We start from the raw sequence: 17,307 nt of genomic DNA, 5'->3' as shown, positions 1-17,307 counted from the left end.
GGCTCTGTGCTGGTTCATGGAATCAGTGTGCCAGTAAGAACCGAAGACACGGTTAAATCTAAAAACATTACTATTAGAAACAATAAAATACTACTCACTAAAAACTGGAATCAAACGTCAGGTGTTCGAGTAGGCGGTTTTCACCCAATGAGTGTGGAAAATAATGATATTTACCTGGCGGATTACCCTTTAAGTGAGTGTGTTAGGGGGTCAGATAAAAACATTGATGTTAAAGGTGCTTCAAATGCTTGTAAAAAAACGGTGTCTGCATCTACTGTACAAAACCTGGTTCAAGCGTTATTAAACCATTCATATAGTGATACACCGGTACAAGAAACACCGGTACAAGAAACACCGGTACAAGAAACACCGGTACAAGAAACACCGGTACAAGAAACACCGGTACAAGAAACACCCGTACAAGAGACGCTGGGAAGTCAAACTTCTACAGAAAATGAACTGCTAACTAGCAGTATACAAAGGAACCCTCTACAAGAAAGCGTAAGTGATAATGGGTTTGTTAGCACAACATATAAAGCGGGCTCTTTGTTTTCTACAAACAAAAAAGGGAGTTCAAATTCGGCGCCCGTAAAATCTGTTGCTCCGAATAAGACTTGCCAAGTCTATGCTAGGGGAAGATGCATGATGTAGAGTAAGAGGTTTTATATTAGGTGGTTTTGTTTAACCTTAGATAAAGCAGGCGTTTAATCAAGAGCTTTATAAATGCGATAAATTATTTAGAACTAAATAGATAGTCTTTGGTTTATAAAATGTAGGTGAGCTAATCCCTTAAAGCCAAGTTTAACAACTTGGCTTTAAGGGATTAGTCGGTTTTATAACAAGGCTTGCTATTAACGTTTCTTTCAATTAATTAGAATGTAAAGGACGCATTGATTACTTAATTAGTTTTATGAAAAAAATTATAAATATTTCTTTTAATCACAATAATGGTGGCCTAACCTTAGATGCTGATTTGCTAGGAGCATTACTAACTAAAGCAGGTTACAGGGTTTGGTATAATGCATTCCCAATAAACCTCAGAGGGCTTTCAAAAAGAAGGCTTCAAGTCGTTAAAAAACTGTCATTCCACTTTTTGCGGCTCCTAACGTATTTGTCTACTTTAAAAGTTAAGCCAATTTCAGTAACGCTTCATTTAGAGCAAATAAAAATAAGACAACTCAATATGTCTAAGAAGAATATTTTTATTGCTAACCTAGAATGGTTGATGGATGAGAGTTACGCCTTATTTGACAAAATAGATTTGTTTGTATGCAAAACGAAAGATGCGGAGTCTTTTTTCAACGAAAGGAACTTGCCAACTTTTTACACTAGTTTTTCAACGATTAGCCCATATAATAGCGCTTATAAACAAGTCGCTAATACATTCGTGCATATCGCTGGAAATAGTAAAGCTAAGGGGACGATCCCTTTAATGAAAATATGGAAAAAGCATCCAGAGTGGCCCCAATTAAAAGTTATTTCACGCTTTACAGACCATTTAATTGGGCTGGAAGCTGGTAATATTACACTTATAAATGGTTATGTTGCCAGTGATGAGTTAAACGCGATACAAAACCAATCTGAAGTTCATTTGTGCACATCTGAGGCAGAAGGATTCGGCCACTATATTTGTGAACCATTAAGTTGTGGAGCTATTGTAATAACGGTTGATGGCTACCCGATGAATGAGCTTGTACAAGCGGATAGAGGGGTTTTGGTTAAAGTTAAATCGAGTGAACCTGTCTGTTATTCAACAAAATTTATATTTGATCCGTTAGATTTGGAGAAGAAAATTGAACGAGTTCTGTCAATGTCTGAGACTGAGAAGTTAAAACTCAAAAAAAGTGCAAAGCAATATTTTTATAAAAATGACCATTTCTTTAAAAAAAGAATGCTTGAGGCAATTGATAAAACAATATAGTTGTAACTAGATTGAAGCAGCAGCGTCTTGATTATTTCTTGATTCTGCGAGTAACGCATAGAAAGATCCGCCGATTAAATACATGGAAGTGATAGTAAAGTGAGTTTAAAAAACAAGGTATTTAAAGGTGGGAGTTGGGTTTTGGTTGGGCATTTTGTGTCGCAAGCAGTCCGCTTAGGTGGCAATTTAGTACTTACCCGACTATTAGTGCCTGAAATGTTCGGGCTAATGGCTGTAGTAACGGTTGTTTTAAACGGAATAGCCATGTTTTCTGATTTAGGAATTAATCAGAATGTAATCCAAAGTAAAAATGCCAGCGAAAAAAGTTATATAAATACAGCTTGGGCTGTTCAAATTTTGCGTGGCTTAATAATATTTTTATTTATTTTAGCGTTAAGTGCATTTTTATATTATCTCGGTGTTAATAATTTATTACCTGATAATACAGTCTATGCGGACCCTCAGCTGCCTTTTATTTTGGCCGCCATGTCGGTAACGGGGTTAATTTCTGGTTTTAATTCCATTAACCTAGCCCTGCTTAATAGAAATCTACAATTTAACCAAGTTGTTATTATCGAATTATTAAGCCAGGTGATAGGGTTGTTGTTGATGATTGGTATAGCTTATTACCATCGCGATATTTGGGCATTAGTCACTGGAACAATTGTTTCAGCACTCATTAAGCTGTACTTATCCCATCATTCTTCACTTGGTGAAAAAAGTAGATGGGGCTGGAATAAACAAGCACTGCAAGAGATTTTTCATTTTGGGAAATGGGTGTTTGGTGCGTCTATTTTTACTTTTTTAATGGCCCAAGGGGATAGGCTAATACTTGGTGCATTAATAACACCTCATGAGCTAGGGGTTTATACGATTGCATTTTTTCTGGCGATGTCCTTTAACAAAATGGTGAGAAAAGTAATGTCTTCCGTTTTGTACTCAGCACTCAGTGATGTCGTAAGAAATAGACCACAAGATCTGAAACGCGTTTACTATAAAATGAGAATGCCATTAGACATAGTGGTTATGGTTGTTGTTGGAGGACTAGTTAGTAGTGGACACCTAGTGATCGACTTTCTTTATGACGAGAGGTATCAAGAAGCAGGGTGGATGCTGGAGGTTTTATCACTCTCAACTATTTTTTTGGGAACAACGATGGCGGGTGTGTGTTTTATGGCCTTAGGTGACTCAAAATCTATTATGTTTTTAACTGGAGTAACAGCAGTTTTCCTTTTTATAACGGTTCCGCTTGCATTTCATTTTTATGGACTATATGGCGCAGTGATTGCTATTGCACTTCACTCGGTGATTGAGATTCCACTTATTTTTTATAAAATGCACCAATATAAATTATTGAGCTGGCTAGATGAGTTTAAAGCCTGGCCGGTTTTTTTCTTAGTATATGGCCTAGGACATTACGCAATGACTTTCTTTGGACTATAGTTACTTTTTTATAAGGTAGATGCTAAATGAAAAACAATGTTGTTGTATCGGTTATTATGCCAATGAAAAATGCTGAACCTTATGTTTATGAAGCGATAAGCTCAGTTTTACAGCAAGACTTTAAAAACTTTGAGCTGATTGTTGTTGATGATGGCTCAATAGATGGCAGTAGAGAAGTAGCTGATTCTTTTCACGATGATCGAGTTAAAGTAATAACTGGCCCTAAAACGGGTGCCGCTGGCGCGTTTAATACGGCCCTAGCAATTGCAGAAGGGACATATATTGCAAATTGTGATGCCGATGATTTGTATCCCAACGATAGATTGTCTTGGCAGGTTAAATATTTAGAAGAGCATCAAGAGTGCGACGCGGTATGTGGAACCTATTCAACAATGGAACCTAAAGGCACTGTTATTTCAAAACTGAATTGCGGTCAAGCTACAGAAAGCATTTCTAATGAATTGCTAACAGGAAAAACAAGAACAAGCTTTTGTACCTATTTAACAAAACGTGAAGTATTGATTGAAGCTAAAGGGTGTAGAGATTTTTTTGTTACCTCACAAGATATTGACCTTCAATTACGACTAGGGGAAAGCCGAGAAGTTAGGTATGTAGCCAAAAATACCTATTTTTATAGATTGCATGATAATTCGATTACACATACACAAGCATCTAATAAACGAGTCTTTTTTGAGGAAACAGCGAGACTGTTTCAACAACAGCGGCTGTCAAATGGGGTGGATGACTTACAACGCGGAACACCACCGAATACCCCTAGTTTTGAGGGTTTGCCCAGTAAGAGTGCCCAACAAATAAGTGGGATGCTTACATCGGAAGCTTGGCGCTTACACCGTGAAGGGCAAAAAATAAAAGCAATTAGCAAAGGGGGTAAAGTGTGTATAAAAAAACCTTTTAGTCTAACGAGTTGGCGTAATTTAGCGGCATTAATTGTTAAGTGATAGGGTGTCAATACAACCCTTAGTGGCACGATTAATTTGAAATAATTAGATATAAATTTTTACTTAAGAGAGATTTTTTACGATGGCTACTATTTATTACCTCATTCCAGACTTGCACAAAAAAGAATTTAAGTTAAAAGACTGGCTTAAGTCTGTATTGTCAGGGCGCGGAATAGCTTATATCAAAAACAAGGTGTTTCGTAAGCATAAGCCTGTAGGGGGTATTAAGGTGATGTACCAACATTGCATGATGTTGCAAGAGCTAGGCTATGAGGCTTACCCATTAATTATGGGGGATTATGTGGGTAATTTTTTTGGTTATGATATAGAGCTTAAATATATTAAAGATGTTGGTTATAACTTAACTGAGGAGGTCGTGATTGTTGCTACTGAGTTTTTTCCTTATGAAGGGGTTGATTTTATAGGTGCAAAAAAAGTTTTGTTTATGCAAAACTGGATAAACATAGATAAAAGACTCAAAAAAGAAGATGTTAATAAAAGCTATATTGATATTGGGTATGACTATGTTATGACGTGCGGGAGTTTTTGTAGTGAGATGGTTAATAAAAAAATGGGTATTGATGCTACAACAATAACCAATGGGATAGATCAACAGAAATTCATCAATAAACCTGAAAAGAGAATTCCTGGTAGGGTACTTGCCATGTCTAGGAAGAACTTAGCAGATCTAGAGCAGATCACAAAGCTAGTGAAAAGGGATAAAAGCGATTTTGATTTAAAAATAGTTGATGGGTTAACACAAGCTGAGTTAATAAAAGAATATCAAAAAGCTGATGTTTTTTTAGTAACGGGCTATCCAGAAGGCCTACCCCTACCACCACTTGAAGCAATGAACTGTGGGTGTGTCGTTATTGGCTTTACCGGCGGTGGGGCAAGTGAGTATATGATTCATAATGAAACGGCATTAGTATCTGAAGACGGTGACTGCCAGGATGCAGCTAAACATGTAAAGGCAATACTGTCGGATGATAAATTGAAGGAACGATTACGAGCCGCAGGCATTATTAAAGCAAAAAGCTATACTTTAGCGAATACAAAAAAAATGCTCGATGAGTTTTTTGTAAATATTACAAGTAAAAATTAATACAACGGATGTGATCAAAGTAATATGAATAATCTTATCAACAAACAGCTTGATGTATTAGGCGGGCAAAAAAATAATGAAAATAAAATCAGCCAAAACAGGCACTTCAGAGAAAGCATTAGGCCGCTATATCGTAGACTACGAAAGAGCTATTACGGGCTACTTAATGAAGAAGTAAAGTTACCCAACTTCTTAATTGTTGGTGGCCAGAAATGTGGAACCAGCTCATTGCACCATTATTTAGCTAACCACCCCTCTGTTTGGAGCCCTGAAAAAAAGGAGCTCCATTTTTTTGATTATTATTATGATTACGGTGTGCCATTTTATAAGCGATTTTTCAGAAAACAACCTGATAATATTGCAGATTTATTAGTGGGTGAAGCAACGCCTGAATATATCTTTCACCCGTACTCGGCAGAAAGGATTAGTGAAGTTTTGCCAGAGGTTAAAGCTATTGTTCTACTAAGAAACCCGATTGAGAGAGCATTTTCGGCTTGGGGAATGGGGGTTCGCCAGGGCTGGGAAAGCCTGAATTTTGAGGACGCTATAGCGGCAGAAGGTCAAAGAATAAAGGGCGACCTGTATAAAATGTCAACTGATAAAAATTTTTATGGGTATGAATGGAATCATCATTCATATTTGTTAAGAGGTCACTATAGTCACCAGATTGAAAATTGGTTACTACATTTTAAACGTGAAAATCTGTTAGTACTTTCAGCAGAACGTTTCTTTAGTAATACCAAAGAGGAGTTCAAAAAAGTGTGTGAATTCTTGGAACTTGATGAATGGTACCCAGAAGAATTTAAAAATATGTTTGTAGGACTAAATAATGAATTATCAATAAAGACTCGAAAGGAATTAGAGACTTACTTTCAACCATACAATCAAGAACTGTATGCGTTAATTGAAGACGATTATGCCTGGTGAAGTAAAGGCACTGACCGGTCTTAGAGGTTTAGCTGTATTATTTGTTTTATTCTCACATGTCAATAAGGCGGGTTTTATGCTTTTTGATGGTTTTGATTTTAGTGGGTCAGGTCGTTATGGTGTTTTTATATTTTTTGTTTTAAGTGCGTACCTTTTAACTAGGCAATTTATTGAACAAGCAAGAGAATTAGATTTTCTGCCTCATGTGACCTCCTATTTTTTCAAAAGGTTGTTGCGTATATATCCCCTCTTTATTATGACATTAATGGTGTATTACCTTTTTCATCGCTACGGTCATACAATATGGGTGTTTAATGTGCAGGATATAGTGAAAAATCTTTTGTTGTTAGATGGGGTAGGCGTTTTTTGGGCAATAACTGTCGAATTCCAGTATTATTTTTTGATCCCTTTAGTGTCACTCCTTATGCTGAAGTATCACGATAAAAAAATTATGATCAGTTTTTTTTCGTTAGCGTTCTTAGTGCTATATGCTATAAATGTTGAAGCCGAGTTTAAGTCAAACTTAATGCCATTTTTGGCAATATTCTACATGGGGTCTTTTTTAGCCTATTTACAAGGGCATTTTGAAAAGTTGAAGCCACTACTAAATTCAGATAACTACGAGAAATATCTAGGGGGGCTCGGTTTAATTATACTTTTTTTCTTTATTATCTTAGTACCAAAATTTTATGGGTTTCTTGTAGGTAGAGATATTTCCATTGGATATTTCCACCATCAATTTATGTTATTTGGGGTGCTGTCCTCGTTATTGATTTTTATTGCTATCAATACCAGCGGCTTATTAAATAAGTTTTTATCTAGTCGATTACTGTGTTTTATAGGGAAGATCAGTTTTAGTATGTATTTAGGGCACTATATTGTTATTGCTGCTTTTTCTAAATATAGTCATCTTCTGGCATCAAATGTTTCATTTTTGCTGATTATGTTAGTGACTATCTTATTATCCTACATATCATTTAAAGTTGTGGAAGAGCCACTTTATGGATTAAGACACCGAATAAAAGTGATATGAACATCAAGCAAACAACAGAAGTTAATAACCAAAAAAACCTTAACAATTTATCCCTTTTTACAGTTGGCATAATTAACCCAGGCTATGGTTATGAACGTGTGAGTTACGCTTTAAGCCATGATGATTTTGATTTTAAACGTTTATATACACTGCCCTTATATAAATTATTAAAAGCTCAAACTAATTTTTATAGAGAAACGCCGCTGGTAATGGATGTTGGTGTGGATTTACTGCATACATGGAACTCTTTGCCCCTTTGTAGAAAGCCCTTTATTGTATCCTACGAATGTGAGTTGCCTAGGTATTTGGGTAACGTTAAACCATGGCAGCTTAATTTTGGAAAGAAAATATTACGCTCAAATCGCTGTCGAAAAATTTTAGCATTATCAGAAGCAGCAAAAAACCGTCTTACACTCAGTCTTACAGAACCTGATGACGATAAAATTATCAATAAGATTGATGTTTTTCGGGGAGGCGTTTCACTACCAATATCTCCCAAAGAAACCTACTCTACAACTGGCCCCTTAAATTTATTATTTGTTGGCACCGATGCGATGAGAAAAGGCATTGTGCCGTTATTCTATGCTTGTGAGGAATTGATTCGGCAAGGGCTAGATATCAAGCTTACATTTATTGGGGGCTTTAGTGAAGCATGCTATGTGTACGGTGAACATCTTCCAGATATTGCAAAATTAGAAAGTTTGCTGAGAAGTGCTAACTGGGTCGAATATAAGGGGCGTGTTCCAATTAATACTGTTTTTGAGGAAATGAAAGCGAGTGATGTGCTCTTGTTCCCAACATTCGACGAAAGCCTTGGCTGGGTTCCAATTGAAGCAGGTTTATTGGGAGTACCCACTATTGCCACTGATATTTTTGCTTTACCTGAGTTAATTGATAATGGAAAAACAGGTCGATTAATTTCAATTGATAAGCGCGACGATAGGCGCTTTGTAGGTCTAAACACAACAGGTGATACATTGAAAAATCACTTAGACACAGCAAATGCCGATATTCAAAAGGGCTTATCTATTGCCATACAAGATATGTATGCTAACAGACATATAGTGGAAAAGTATGGGCGAGCGGCTAGAATTAAGTTAGGTGCAATGTATGGCGCTGATAAAGCTGCGTTGACGATAAAAAAAATATATGAGAAGAATGAGTGCTTACTTTGAGAAATGTAAGTAAAGGGTGTTGGCTTCTTATGGCGACATCAGTTGTTAAAGAAACAATTGTAATTAGAAGTAAATAATGAGGTTTGTTTTATGCTCTTTGTGAAGTATGGATACTAGAGATGTAAATTGGGTTGATTATATTAGAGTCGTAGCATCGTTCTTGGTTGTTTTAGTCCACACTTGCTCATCAACTGTTACTCAATATAATGTTATTCCGATTGTAGACTGGCAGATAGGAAACCTGTACGCCTCATTAAGTAGAGTGGCTGTGCCTTTGTTCTTTATGTTGTCTGGTTATCTTTTATTGGGAAAGGTTGAGCCTTTACAAGATATATTGCTTAAAAGGGTTAGACGCATAATTGTTCCGCTAATCGCTTGGTCAGTTTTTTATATGTATTGGGGTAGCTGGAATACAGGTTTAGATCAGATAATAATAGAACACTGGATTAAAGTTATTGTTGCCCCTGTTCATTTTCATTTATGGTTTTTATATGCACTTTTAGGCCTTTACTTATGTCTTCCCATCTTAAGACTTATTGTTAGATGTGCTGACAAAAACCTGCTGTATTATGTTTTGATATTATGGTTTATTTCAGTTTCTGGACTACCTTTTTTAGAAAAAGTGTTAGGAGCCTCGAGTGAAATAGATTTAGCACTAACTTCTGGTTATATGGGGTACTTAATCTTAGGGTATTTACTCGGGAACCTCTTACTAACGCGAAAAATATTTTATTTTGCTGTGTTATCACTATTTCTGCTGTTAGTGGCTACTGCAACAGGCGCTTATATGTTTACCTTAGGGGACGATGGGGTGTTGAATAGATATTTTTATAATTATTTAAGCCCTAACGTCATATTAATGGCTATCTCATCATTTGTAGTGCTCAGGTATTTTTTTACACAGCCAGAAAAGGAGGGAGGTAGCCATAATCTAATAAAACACTTAAGCTCTGCTAGCTTTGGAATTTATCTTGTACACGTTGTTTTTTTAGATGTTTTATATAATGGTTACTTGGGTTTTGTGCTAAGCCCAGCCAGTTTTTCTGTTGCTTATTCGTTACCTATAACAGCCATGGTCATATTTCTTCTGTCTTACCTTCAGGTATCTTTATTTAAAAAAATACCCTTACTCCGCGACATTGTTTGATGATGAAAAGTAAGGGCAACTTATGTGGCGTTAGTTCACCAATTCGTTATACAGCGAGATAGTAAATGTCTATTACCATAAAAAGCCTCATTTTCATTTTGCTTATTGGCTTCTTTCTTTTCTGGTTTGTTAGCCTGTTGAAGATTGAAACGATATCGAAAAAGGAGTTAGTGACGTGGCGGAATGTGTGGTTGGCTAATCAGGCATTAGCTTTTTTATCGCCTAATATTTGGGTTTATTATGCTGCCTTTATTATGGCGAGTTTTTTATGGTTACCCAAAAAACCTGAGTCTAAAGTGTTTATATACATTCTTTTATTAGGCTCTTTACCAATGATGCATGTCATTTTGTCTGGTTTTGGCATCGTTAATTATCTGTTTTCATTAAATTATGCACGTGCTTTAGCGCTTGTTATTTTATTGCCGGCTTTTTTTGCTTTAGCGCAAAGTACTGGCAAACAGCAGAGCTTATTTAGCCAACCAGCTGATAAGTTTGTAGTGTTATTTATTGTGGTTATTTCCTTACTGGATTTTCGAGATGACACTTTTTCAAATGGAGTGCGGTTTTTATTTTTGCATTTTGTGGATTTATTTTTACCGTATTATGTTATTAGCCGTTCAATTACCAATGTGGACAGCTTAAATAAATGTTTAACGGTTCTCCTTATATCAACGGGTCTTTTGGCTTGTTTGGCGGTATTTGAAACTGTGAAGCATTGGCATATTTATAACCACCTTCTGCAGCATTTAACCTCTGTTTCAAGAGTGACTGCCGGTGAGGTGCGCGGCGGGATGCTGCGGGCAGCCGTAACGTTTAGAACGCCGATTATGCTGGGTTTTATTTTGACAGTTGGCTTTGGCATTTATCTGTATCTGTCTGCTTTTGTTAAGGATAAAAGCTTAAGGAAGCTACCGTTTATTGCTTTAATAACTGGCTTGGTTTGTACAGTCTCTAGAGGGCCATGGGTGGGGCTGGCGTTTTTGCTCTTAGTGTTTATTTGGACTGGGCGGCAAAAAATAGCACAATATTCTAAATTAATTGGGGGCTTTATTATTACGCTACCCATTTTATTAATAACACCTTTTGGGCAAAACTTTATAGACTTACTTCCCTTTGTTGGAAACATTCGTGCCGAAACGGTAGATTATAGGGCTCGGCTGTTTGATATGGCGAGCATCGTGGTGCAAAGGAACCCTTGGTTTGGTTCTACCACGTATCTTAATACGCCAGAGATGCAGAGCATGATGCAAGGCGAGGGAATAATAGATGTGGTTAACTCCTATTTACAGGTTGTTTTGCAATATGGCTGGGTAGGGCTAGTTTTATTTATTGCTATTTTTATATCGCTATTAAAGAATATTTTTGTGTTAAATAAACGTCTGTATAAAGAAGATGAGCAATTGTTTCGTTTAGGGCGTGCACTGTTTTCAATTTTATCGGCAACAGCACTCATTATTTATACGGTGAGCTCAGTAGATTATATTCCTTATTATTATTGGCTGCTGTTTGGTCTTGCAAGTTCATTTATTTATGTTTCAAAAGCCTCTATTGATCGGCGTCATATCTGAATTTATAGTCTACACTTGAGAGGGTATTTTGGTTGGTATGAGGGGTGAAAAGACTATGCAGGTAGGCGTTTGTATTGTTAACTATAAAACGATGGGGCTCACCATAGATTGCTTGCGCTCGCTAGACGGAACTGGCGTTAAAGTAATAGTGATTGATAACGACTCGCAGGACGGGTCGTACGAGAAAATATCAGCTGCGATAGTGTCTGAAGAATGGTCTGGCTGGGCTAGTATTAAAGCATCGGGTCGTAATGGTGGTTTTGCGTACGGCAACAATGTGGCTATTCGAGAGTTTTTAAAGGCTGATCAAAAGCCAGAGTATATCTATTTGCTGAATCCCGATACCGTTGTGCGTAAGGGTGCTGTTAGCCAACTGGTGAAGTTTATGCAGAATAACCCCGCTGTTGGAATTGCTGGTAGCCAAATAGAAGATGAAAACGGTCAGGCGTTACCATCTGCTTTTAAGTTCCACACGTGGCAAAGCGAAATGAATAAGGGCTTTAGCTTAGGCTTATTAACTAAACTATTAAGACGATGGGTTAGTGAGCAAACAATACCTAAGGAGCCTATAAAAACCGATTGGGTATCAGGTGCGAGCATGATGATTCGTCGAGAAGTTTTTGAGCAGGTGGGGCTTTTAGATGATACCTATTTTATGTATTTTGAAGAGACAGACTTTTGTTTGCAGGCGGCTAAAAAGGGCTGGGAATGTTGGTATGTGCCGAGCAGTCGAGTGATGCACTTAGTCGGGCAGAGTACCGGTATCAGTCATAAAAAAATGCAAAAAAGAATGCCAGTTTATTGGTTTGAGTCAAGGCGGCGTTATTTTTTAAAAAACTTTGGAGCCCTGTATGCTGCTATGGCTGATATGTGCTGGTTGGTGGGGTTTGCTACATGGAAGTTAAGGAATATAGTGCAGCGTAAAGAAGATAATTATCCGCCTGGTTTATTCACAGACTTTTTATTAAATAGTGTTTTTTTTCGTGGCTTTACGTTATTACCCGTTAAGAAATAAGGTGTTTTTACAGGAATATGATGAGTAAGAATATAACTGAAAAAATTGGCATTGTTATTATTGGAAGAAATGAAGCGAAGCGATTACCTTTATGCTTTCAATCGATGGATATGTGGGGTTGCGAAAAGGTTTATGTTGACTCTGACTCCAGTGACGATAGTGTGGCTATTGCCAAAGAGCACGGTATTGAGGTTGTTGAGTTAGATAAGCGTTTGCCATTTTCGGCAGCACGTGCACGCAATGAGGGGTTTAAGCACTTATTAGAGTTGAACGCAGAGTTAGAATTTGTGCATTTTATTGACGGTGATTGTGAGCTGGATAAGAACTGGCTTCTTGATGCTATCGATGTTCTCGATAAGCAAGAGACTGTTGCCGTTGTTTTTGGGCGTTTAAGGGAAAAACACCGCAATACCTCGGTATATATGAAACTATGTGATATGGGTTGGTACAAGCCTGCGGGTTTTGTTGATGCATGTGGAGGGATAGCAACCTATCGGCGTACTGTATTTGAAAGCATGGGGGGCTTTAACGCGTTATTAATTGCAGGTGAGGAGCCAGAACTGTGTTTAAGGATACGTAATACAGGCTGGAAAGTGCTTAGCTTGGATGCAGAAATGGGTACACATGACTCGGCAATGACTCAGTTTACACAATGGTGGACTCGTTGCGTAAAGGTTGGTTTTGGTTATATGAATGGTCTGGATTGGGGTGGTTGGTCAAAGCAGTATAAAAGCGCCTTATTTTGGGCGGGGCTACCATTTTTTATTGTGCTATTAGTGTTAACAACGAATAGTAGTGCAGGCTTACTATTATTTTTACTTTACCCTGTGCAAATTTACCGAATTTTTAAGAAAGCTAGCACTGGGAAGCTATCGCGCAAAGATCGGTTTATTTATGCTTTTTTTTGTATGCTCTCAAAGTTTCCAGAATCGCAAGGTATCCTGACTTATTTTTTAAATAAAATAAGCTCAAAAAATAAAGTTATTCAATATAAGTAAAGTAAACCATGTCTCAGCAGCAAGCAGATATAAAAAAAGAAATTAAGCAAGACTGGCAGTCTGACCTTGCTCGTTATCCTTCAAGACCCTGGTTGAAGGAAGTGTCTATTATCGCAATTGCTTGGTACCGGCATGGCTTGCATGTGGATAATATGAGTGAAGGTATTTGGAAGAAAATATCACTTAAAATTTATTGGTTTATCTTTCATATTATTGAAATTTTAACGGGTATCAGCCTGCCAAAAACGGTAAAAGTAGGCGGCGGGCTTAGAATTCACCATTTTGGCAATATTTTTATCCATAAAAATGCCGTCATAGGTAAAAACTGTACGCTTCGTCAGGGAGTGACTCTTGGCAATAGATATAACGATGAGGTGGCTCCGGTGTTATGTGATAATGTTGAATTAGGTGCATATGCTCAAGTGCTTGGTGGGGTCACTTTGGGGGATTCGTGCAAAATAGGAGCTATGTCAGTTGTGCTTATGGATATTCCAAGTAATAAAACAGCGTGCGGCAACCCGGCTAAAATACTCAATTAAAAATAGGTTTAAAGTTAAATGGATTTTAATATTGGGGTGATTGGCTTGGGCTATGTTGGTTTGCCCTTAGCAGTTGAGTTTGGCAAGCAGTTCCCTACGGTAGGTTATGATATTAACGAAACACGTATAGCGGAACTTAATGCGGGTGTCGACTCAACGCTGGAAACAACGCCAGAGGAACTAGCATCAGCCAGTCAGTTAACTTGCACAGCATCTACTGCCACTTTGGCGGCGTGTAATATTTACATTGTGACGGTGCCAACTCCCATAAATACAAGTAAAATTCCAGACCTTACGCCTATTATCTCAGCGACTAAGCTGCTCGCAAAATATTTAAAGAAAGGCGATGTGGTTATTTATGAATCAACGGTATACCCTGGTGCCACTGAAGAGGTTTGTGTACCTATTCTTGAGCAGTTATCGGGCTTACGTTTTAATGTTGATTTTTACTGTGGCTATAGCCCAGAACGGATTAACCCAGGTGATAAAACACGCCGCGTAACCAATATACTTAAAGTAACATCCGGTTCAACGCCAGCTATTGCCACAATGGTGGATGAGTTATACCAATCCATTATTACCGCCGGCACACATAAGGCGAGTAGTATTAAAGTAGCCGAAGCCGCAAAAGTGATTGAAAACACCCAGCGTGATATCAATATCGCCTTGGTTAATGAACTGGCATTAATTTTTAATCGTGTTGGCATTGATACAGAAGAAGTACTAGAAGCAGCGGGCACTAAATGGAATTTTTTACCCTTTAGGCCGGGGTTAGTGGGGGGGCACTGTATTGGTGTTGACCCATACTATCTTGTACATAAAGCCGAAACATTGGGTTATCACCCTCAGCTTGTTTCTGCAGGCCGTCGTATTAACGAGAATATGGGGCACTTTGTGGTGAGCGAGGTGGTTAAGCTGATGGCCAGTAAAAAGCTTAATATCGTTGATGCAAAAATTTTAATGCTAGGCTTAACGTTTAAAGAAAACTGCCCTGATTTAAGAAATACTCGTGTTGTGGGAATGATTGAAGAGCTAACCAATACCTATAACGCAAAAGTTGATGTATTTGATCCTTGGGTGGATAAGCAAGAGGCACAGGCTGTTTATAATTTGAATTTAATAGATCAACCAGCCGCTGGGCAGTATGATGCAATGATTATTGCAGTCTCACATGAGCAATTTAAAGAGCTGGGTATTGAGGGTGTGAAAGCGTTAGGTAAAGATAATCATGTTGTATACGATATTAAGTACTTGTTTCCTTCGGTTGGTGTTGATGGGCGCTTGTAAAGTTTATTGTTTTTTTTAGTGTATAAAATAATGAGGGTAATAGATAAAATATGTCGTATTTATTAGTATCACCCTGCCGTAATGAGGCAGACTTTATGCGAAACACGCTTGATAGCGTGGTGAAGCAGAGTGTATTGCCTGCACTATGGGTGATTGTTGATGATGGTTCAACCGATCAAACGCCTGAAATCCTACGAGATTACGCAGCACGTTATCCATTTATCCAAATTATTACTCGAGAAAATCGAGGTCACCGTAGTGTTGGGCCGGGTGTTATTGAAGCTTTTTATCACGGTTATGATCAGGTTGATGTGAAGCAGTTTGACTATGTCTGTAAGTTTGATTTGGATTTAGAGCTGCCCGTGCGTTATTTTGAAGTATTAATTCAACGTATGGAGGAGAACCCTCGAATAGGAACCTGCAGTGGTAAAGCATATTTTGAAGATAAAAAAACAGGCACGTTAATTAGCGAAAAATGTGGTGATGAGATGTCTGTTGGAATGACAAAGTTTTATCGTCGTGAATGCTTTGAAGAAATTGGTGGTTTTGTTCGGCAAGTGATGTGGGATGGGATTGATTGTCATAAATGCCGCCAACTGGGTTGGATTGCAGTTAGCTGGGATGAGCCTGATTTGAATTTTATTCATTTACGGCCTATGGGTTCTAGCCAACAAGGAATATTCACCGGACGTATGCGTCATGGGTTTGGACAATATTTTATGGGAACGAGCCTGCTTTATATGACGGCTTCCTCAGTTTTTAGAATGTTACATCCTCCCTATGTAATAGGCGGCTTTGCCATGTTGTGGGGTTACATTAAGAGTATGTTACAGCGTAAACCTCGTTTTGAGGATGCTGAGCTGGTTGACTTCATTCGGGCTTATCAATGGCGGTGTTTGTTGAAAGGCAAGAAACAAGCCACACTTGAGTTGAATGAACAACAAGCTAAGGTATGGAAGTCTTAGTGTGCAATTAAACTATAAGGAATTAAATTAAAATATGAAAATTGCAGTCGCAGGTTTAGGGTATGTAGGGCTGTCAAATGCCATGCTACTGGCACAACATAATGAAGTGGTGGCGTTAGACATTATTAAGGAAAGAGTTGATGAGCTTAATAAAAAAAAATCACCAATTGTTGATAGGGAAATTGAAGATTTTTTGCAGAATAGAAAACTTGATTTTACGGCTTCCTTAGATAAAGAGTTTGCATATAAGGGTGCAGACTTTGTGATTATTGCAACGCCTACTGATTATGATCCTGATACTAATTCCTTTAATACTCGTTCAGTTGAGTTAGTGGTTTCTGACGTGCTCTCAATCAACCCGCAAGCTCTGATGGTGATCAAGTCTACAGTACCAGTTGGATACACTAAAAAACTAAACGAGAAATTATCGACTAATAATATTATTTTTTCGCCTGAGTTCTTAAGGGAAGGCAAGGCGCTGTATGATAATTTGCATCCATCGAGAATTATTGTAGGTGAAACATCTGATCGAGCCAGACAGTTTGCAAACTTGTTAGTTAAGGGGGCCGTCAAAAAAGATATTCCTGTATTACATACCAATTCAACAGAAGCTGAGGCGGTTAAGTTGTTTTCTAATACTTACTTAGCGATGCGTGTAGCCTATTTTAATGAGCTCGATAGTTATGCTGAAATACATGGTTTAAATAGTAGGCAGATTATTGAGGGTGTTGGCTTAGATTCGCGTATTGGGAGTCATTATAATAATCCGTCGTTTGGTTATGGTGGGTATTGTTTACCTAAGGATACTAAACAGTTAAGAGCAAATTATAAAGATGTACCTAATAGCTTGATTGCTGCAATTGTTGATGCAAATAGTACGCGAAAAGATTTTATCGCAGATAGCATTATTAAGCTTAAGCCAAAAGTTGTGGGGGTTTATCGGTTGGTTATGAAGAGTGGGTCTGATAACTTTCGTTCTTCTGCGGTACAGGGAGTAATGAAACGTATTAAAGCAAAGGGTATAGAAGTTATTGTTTACGAACCGGCTATACAAGAAAGTAAGTTCTTTAATTCTAATGTTGTGGCGGATTTAAATACGTTTAAACACGAAGCTGATGTCATTATTGCAAATCGACTGACTGATGATATTCGGGATGTTTCAGATAAAGTATATACCCGTGATTTATTTGGTAATGACTAGCAAGAAGTTGATCATGAGAAGTCT

15 protein-coding genes and 1 pseudogene are annotated in these 17,307 nt (G+C 37.8%); all 16 read left to right on the top strand.

The genetic code is table 11. The features are described 5' to 3' along the window. Window positions 1–365 precede the first annotated feature (365 nt). A pseudogene (locus KUG63_RS11895) lies at window positions 366–458 on the top strand (hypothetical protein); the annotation flags it as partial. Between the two features lie 452 nt (window positions 459–910). Then, window positions 911–1,921, top strand: coding sequence for a glycosyltransferase (locus tag KUG63_RS09930; protein WP_287555121.1), 1,011 nt, complete (start codon window positions 911–913; stop codon window positions 1,919–1,921). A 99-nt stretch (window positions 1,922–2,020) separates the two neighbouring features. Continuing rightward, the gene (locus KUG63_RS09925; protein WP_287555118.1) at window positions 2,021–3,364 is read left to right on the top strand and encodes an oligosaccharide flippase family protein; all 1,344 of its coding nucleotides are present in this window, start codon (window positions 2,021–2,023) and stop codon (window positions 3,362–3,364) included. A 26-nt stretch (window positions 3,365–3,390) separates the two neighbouring features. Continuing rightward, window positions 3,391–4,323, top strand: coding sequence for a glycosyltransferase family 2 protein (locus tag KUG63_RS09920; RefSeq protein WP_287555115.1), 933 nt, complete (start codon window positions 3,391–3,393; stop codon window positions 4,321–4,323). A 247-nt stretch (window positions 4,324–4,570) separates the two neighbouring features. Further along, window positions 4,571–5,428: a glycosyltransferase family 4 protein gene (locus tag KUG63_RS09915; protein WP_287555112.1), complete on the top strand. Its 858-nt coding sequence runs from the start codon at window positions 4,571–4,573 to the stop codon at window positions 5,426–5,428. A 24-nt stretch (window positions 5,429–5,452) separates the two neighbouring features. After that, window positions 5,453–6,355 (top strand): sulfotransferase domain-containing protein, encoded by a 903-nt coding sequence (locus tag KUG63_RS09910; protein ID WP_287555109.1) that lies wholly within the window; start codon window positions 5,453–5,455, stop codon window positions 6,353–6,355. Next, window positions 6,345–7,388 carry an acyltransferase family protein gene (locus KUG63_RS09905; RefSeq protein ID WP_287555106.1) on the top strand — a complete coding sequence of 348 codons (1,044 nt, stop codon included), beginning with the start codon at window positions 6,345–6,347 and terminating at the stop codon, window positions 7,386–7,388. The genes KUG63_RS09910 and KUG63_RS09905 overlap by 11 nt, the downstream gene beginning before the upstream one ends. Then, window positions 7,385–8,563, top strand: coding sequence for a glycosyltransferase family 4 protein (locus tag KUG63_RS09900; protein WP_287555103.1), 1,179 nt, complete (start codon window positions 7,385–7,387; stop codon window positions 8,561–8,563). Before KUG63_RS09905 ends, KUG63_RS09900 begins: the two co-directional genes overlap by 4 nt. 106 nt (window positions 8,564–8,669) lie before the next feature. Next, entirely contained in the window at window positions 8,670–9,710 is a 1,041-nt protein-coding gene (locus KUG63_RS09895; RefSeq protein WP_287555100.1) for an acyltransferase, read from the top strand. A 65-nt stretch (window positions 9,711–9,775) separates the two neighbouring features. Beyond that, entirely contained in the window at window positions 9,776–11,278 is a 1,503-nt protein-coding gene (locus tag KUG63_RS09890; RefSeq protein WP_287555098.1) for an O-antigen ligase family protein, read from the top strand. Window positions 11,279–11,333: 55 nt separating this feature from the next. Next, on the top strand, window positions 11,334–12,293 hold the full coding sequence (locus KUG63_RS09885) for a glycosyltransferase family 2 protein (RefSeq protein ID WP_287555097.1): 960 nt from the start codon (window positions 11,334–11,336) through the stop codon (window positions 12,291–12,293). 17 nt (window positions 12,294–12,310) lie between these two features. Continuing rightward, window positions 12,311–13,291: a glycosyltransferase gene (locus KUG63_RS09880; RefSeq protein ID WP_287555095.1), complete on the top strand. Its 981-nt coding sequence runs from the start codon at window positions 12,311–12,313 to the stop codon at window positions 13,289–13,291. An 8-nt stretch (window positions 13,292–13,299) separates the two neighbouring features. Next, complete coding sequence (locus KUG63_RS09875) at window positions 13,300–13,830, top strand: serine acetyltransferase (RefSeq protein WP_287555092.1); 531 nt, start codon at window positions 13,300–13,302, stop codon at window positions 13,828–13,830. An 18-nt stretch (window positions 13,831–13,848) separates the two neighbouring features. After that, window positions 13,849–15,117: a Vi polysaccharide biosynthesis UDP-N-acetylglucosamine C-6 dehydrogenase TviB gene (gene tviB / locus KUG63_RS09870; protein ID WP_287555090.1), complete on the top strand. Its 1,269-nt coding sequence runs from the start codon at window positions 13,849–13,851 to the stop codon at window positions 15,115–15,117. Window positions 15,118–15,167: 50 nt separating this feature from the next. Continuing rightward, complete coding sequence (locus KUG63_RS09865; protein WP_287555088.1) at window positions 15,168–16,082, top strand: glycosyltransferase family 2 protein; 915 nt, start codon at window positions 15,168–15,170, stop codon at window positions 16,080–16,082. A gap of 34 nt (window positions 16,083–16,116) precedes the next feature. Then, window positions 16,117–17,283 carry a nucleotide sugar dehydrogenase gene (locus tag KUG63_RS09860; RefSeq protein WP_287555085.1) on the top strand — a complete coding sequence of 389 codons (1,167 nt, stop codon included), beginning with the start codon at window positions 16,117–16,119 and terminating at the stop codon, window positions 17,281–17,283. Window positions 17,284–17,307 lie beyond the last annotated feature (24 nt).

The organism is Cycloclasticus sp. (assembly GCF_019090545.1).
In the GTDB taxonomy this organism is placed as follows: Bacteria; Pseudomonadota; Gammaproteobacteria; order Methylococcales; family Cycloclasticaceae; genus Cycloclasticus; species Cycloclasticus pugetii.
The sequence above is the reverse complement of the archived record's forward strand: the minus strand, read 5'-3'. Positions and strand labels throughout refer to the sequence as shown.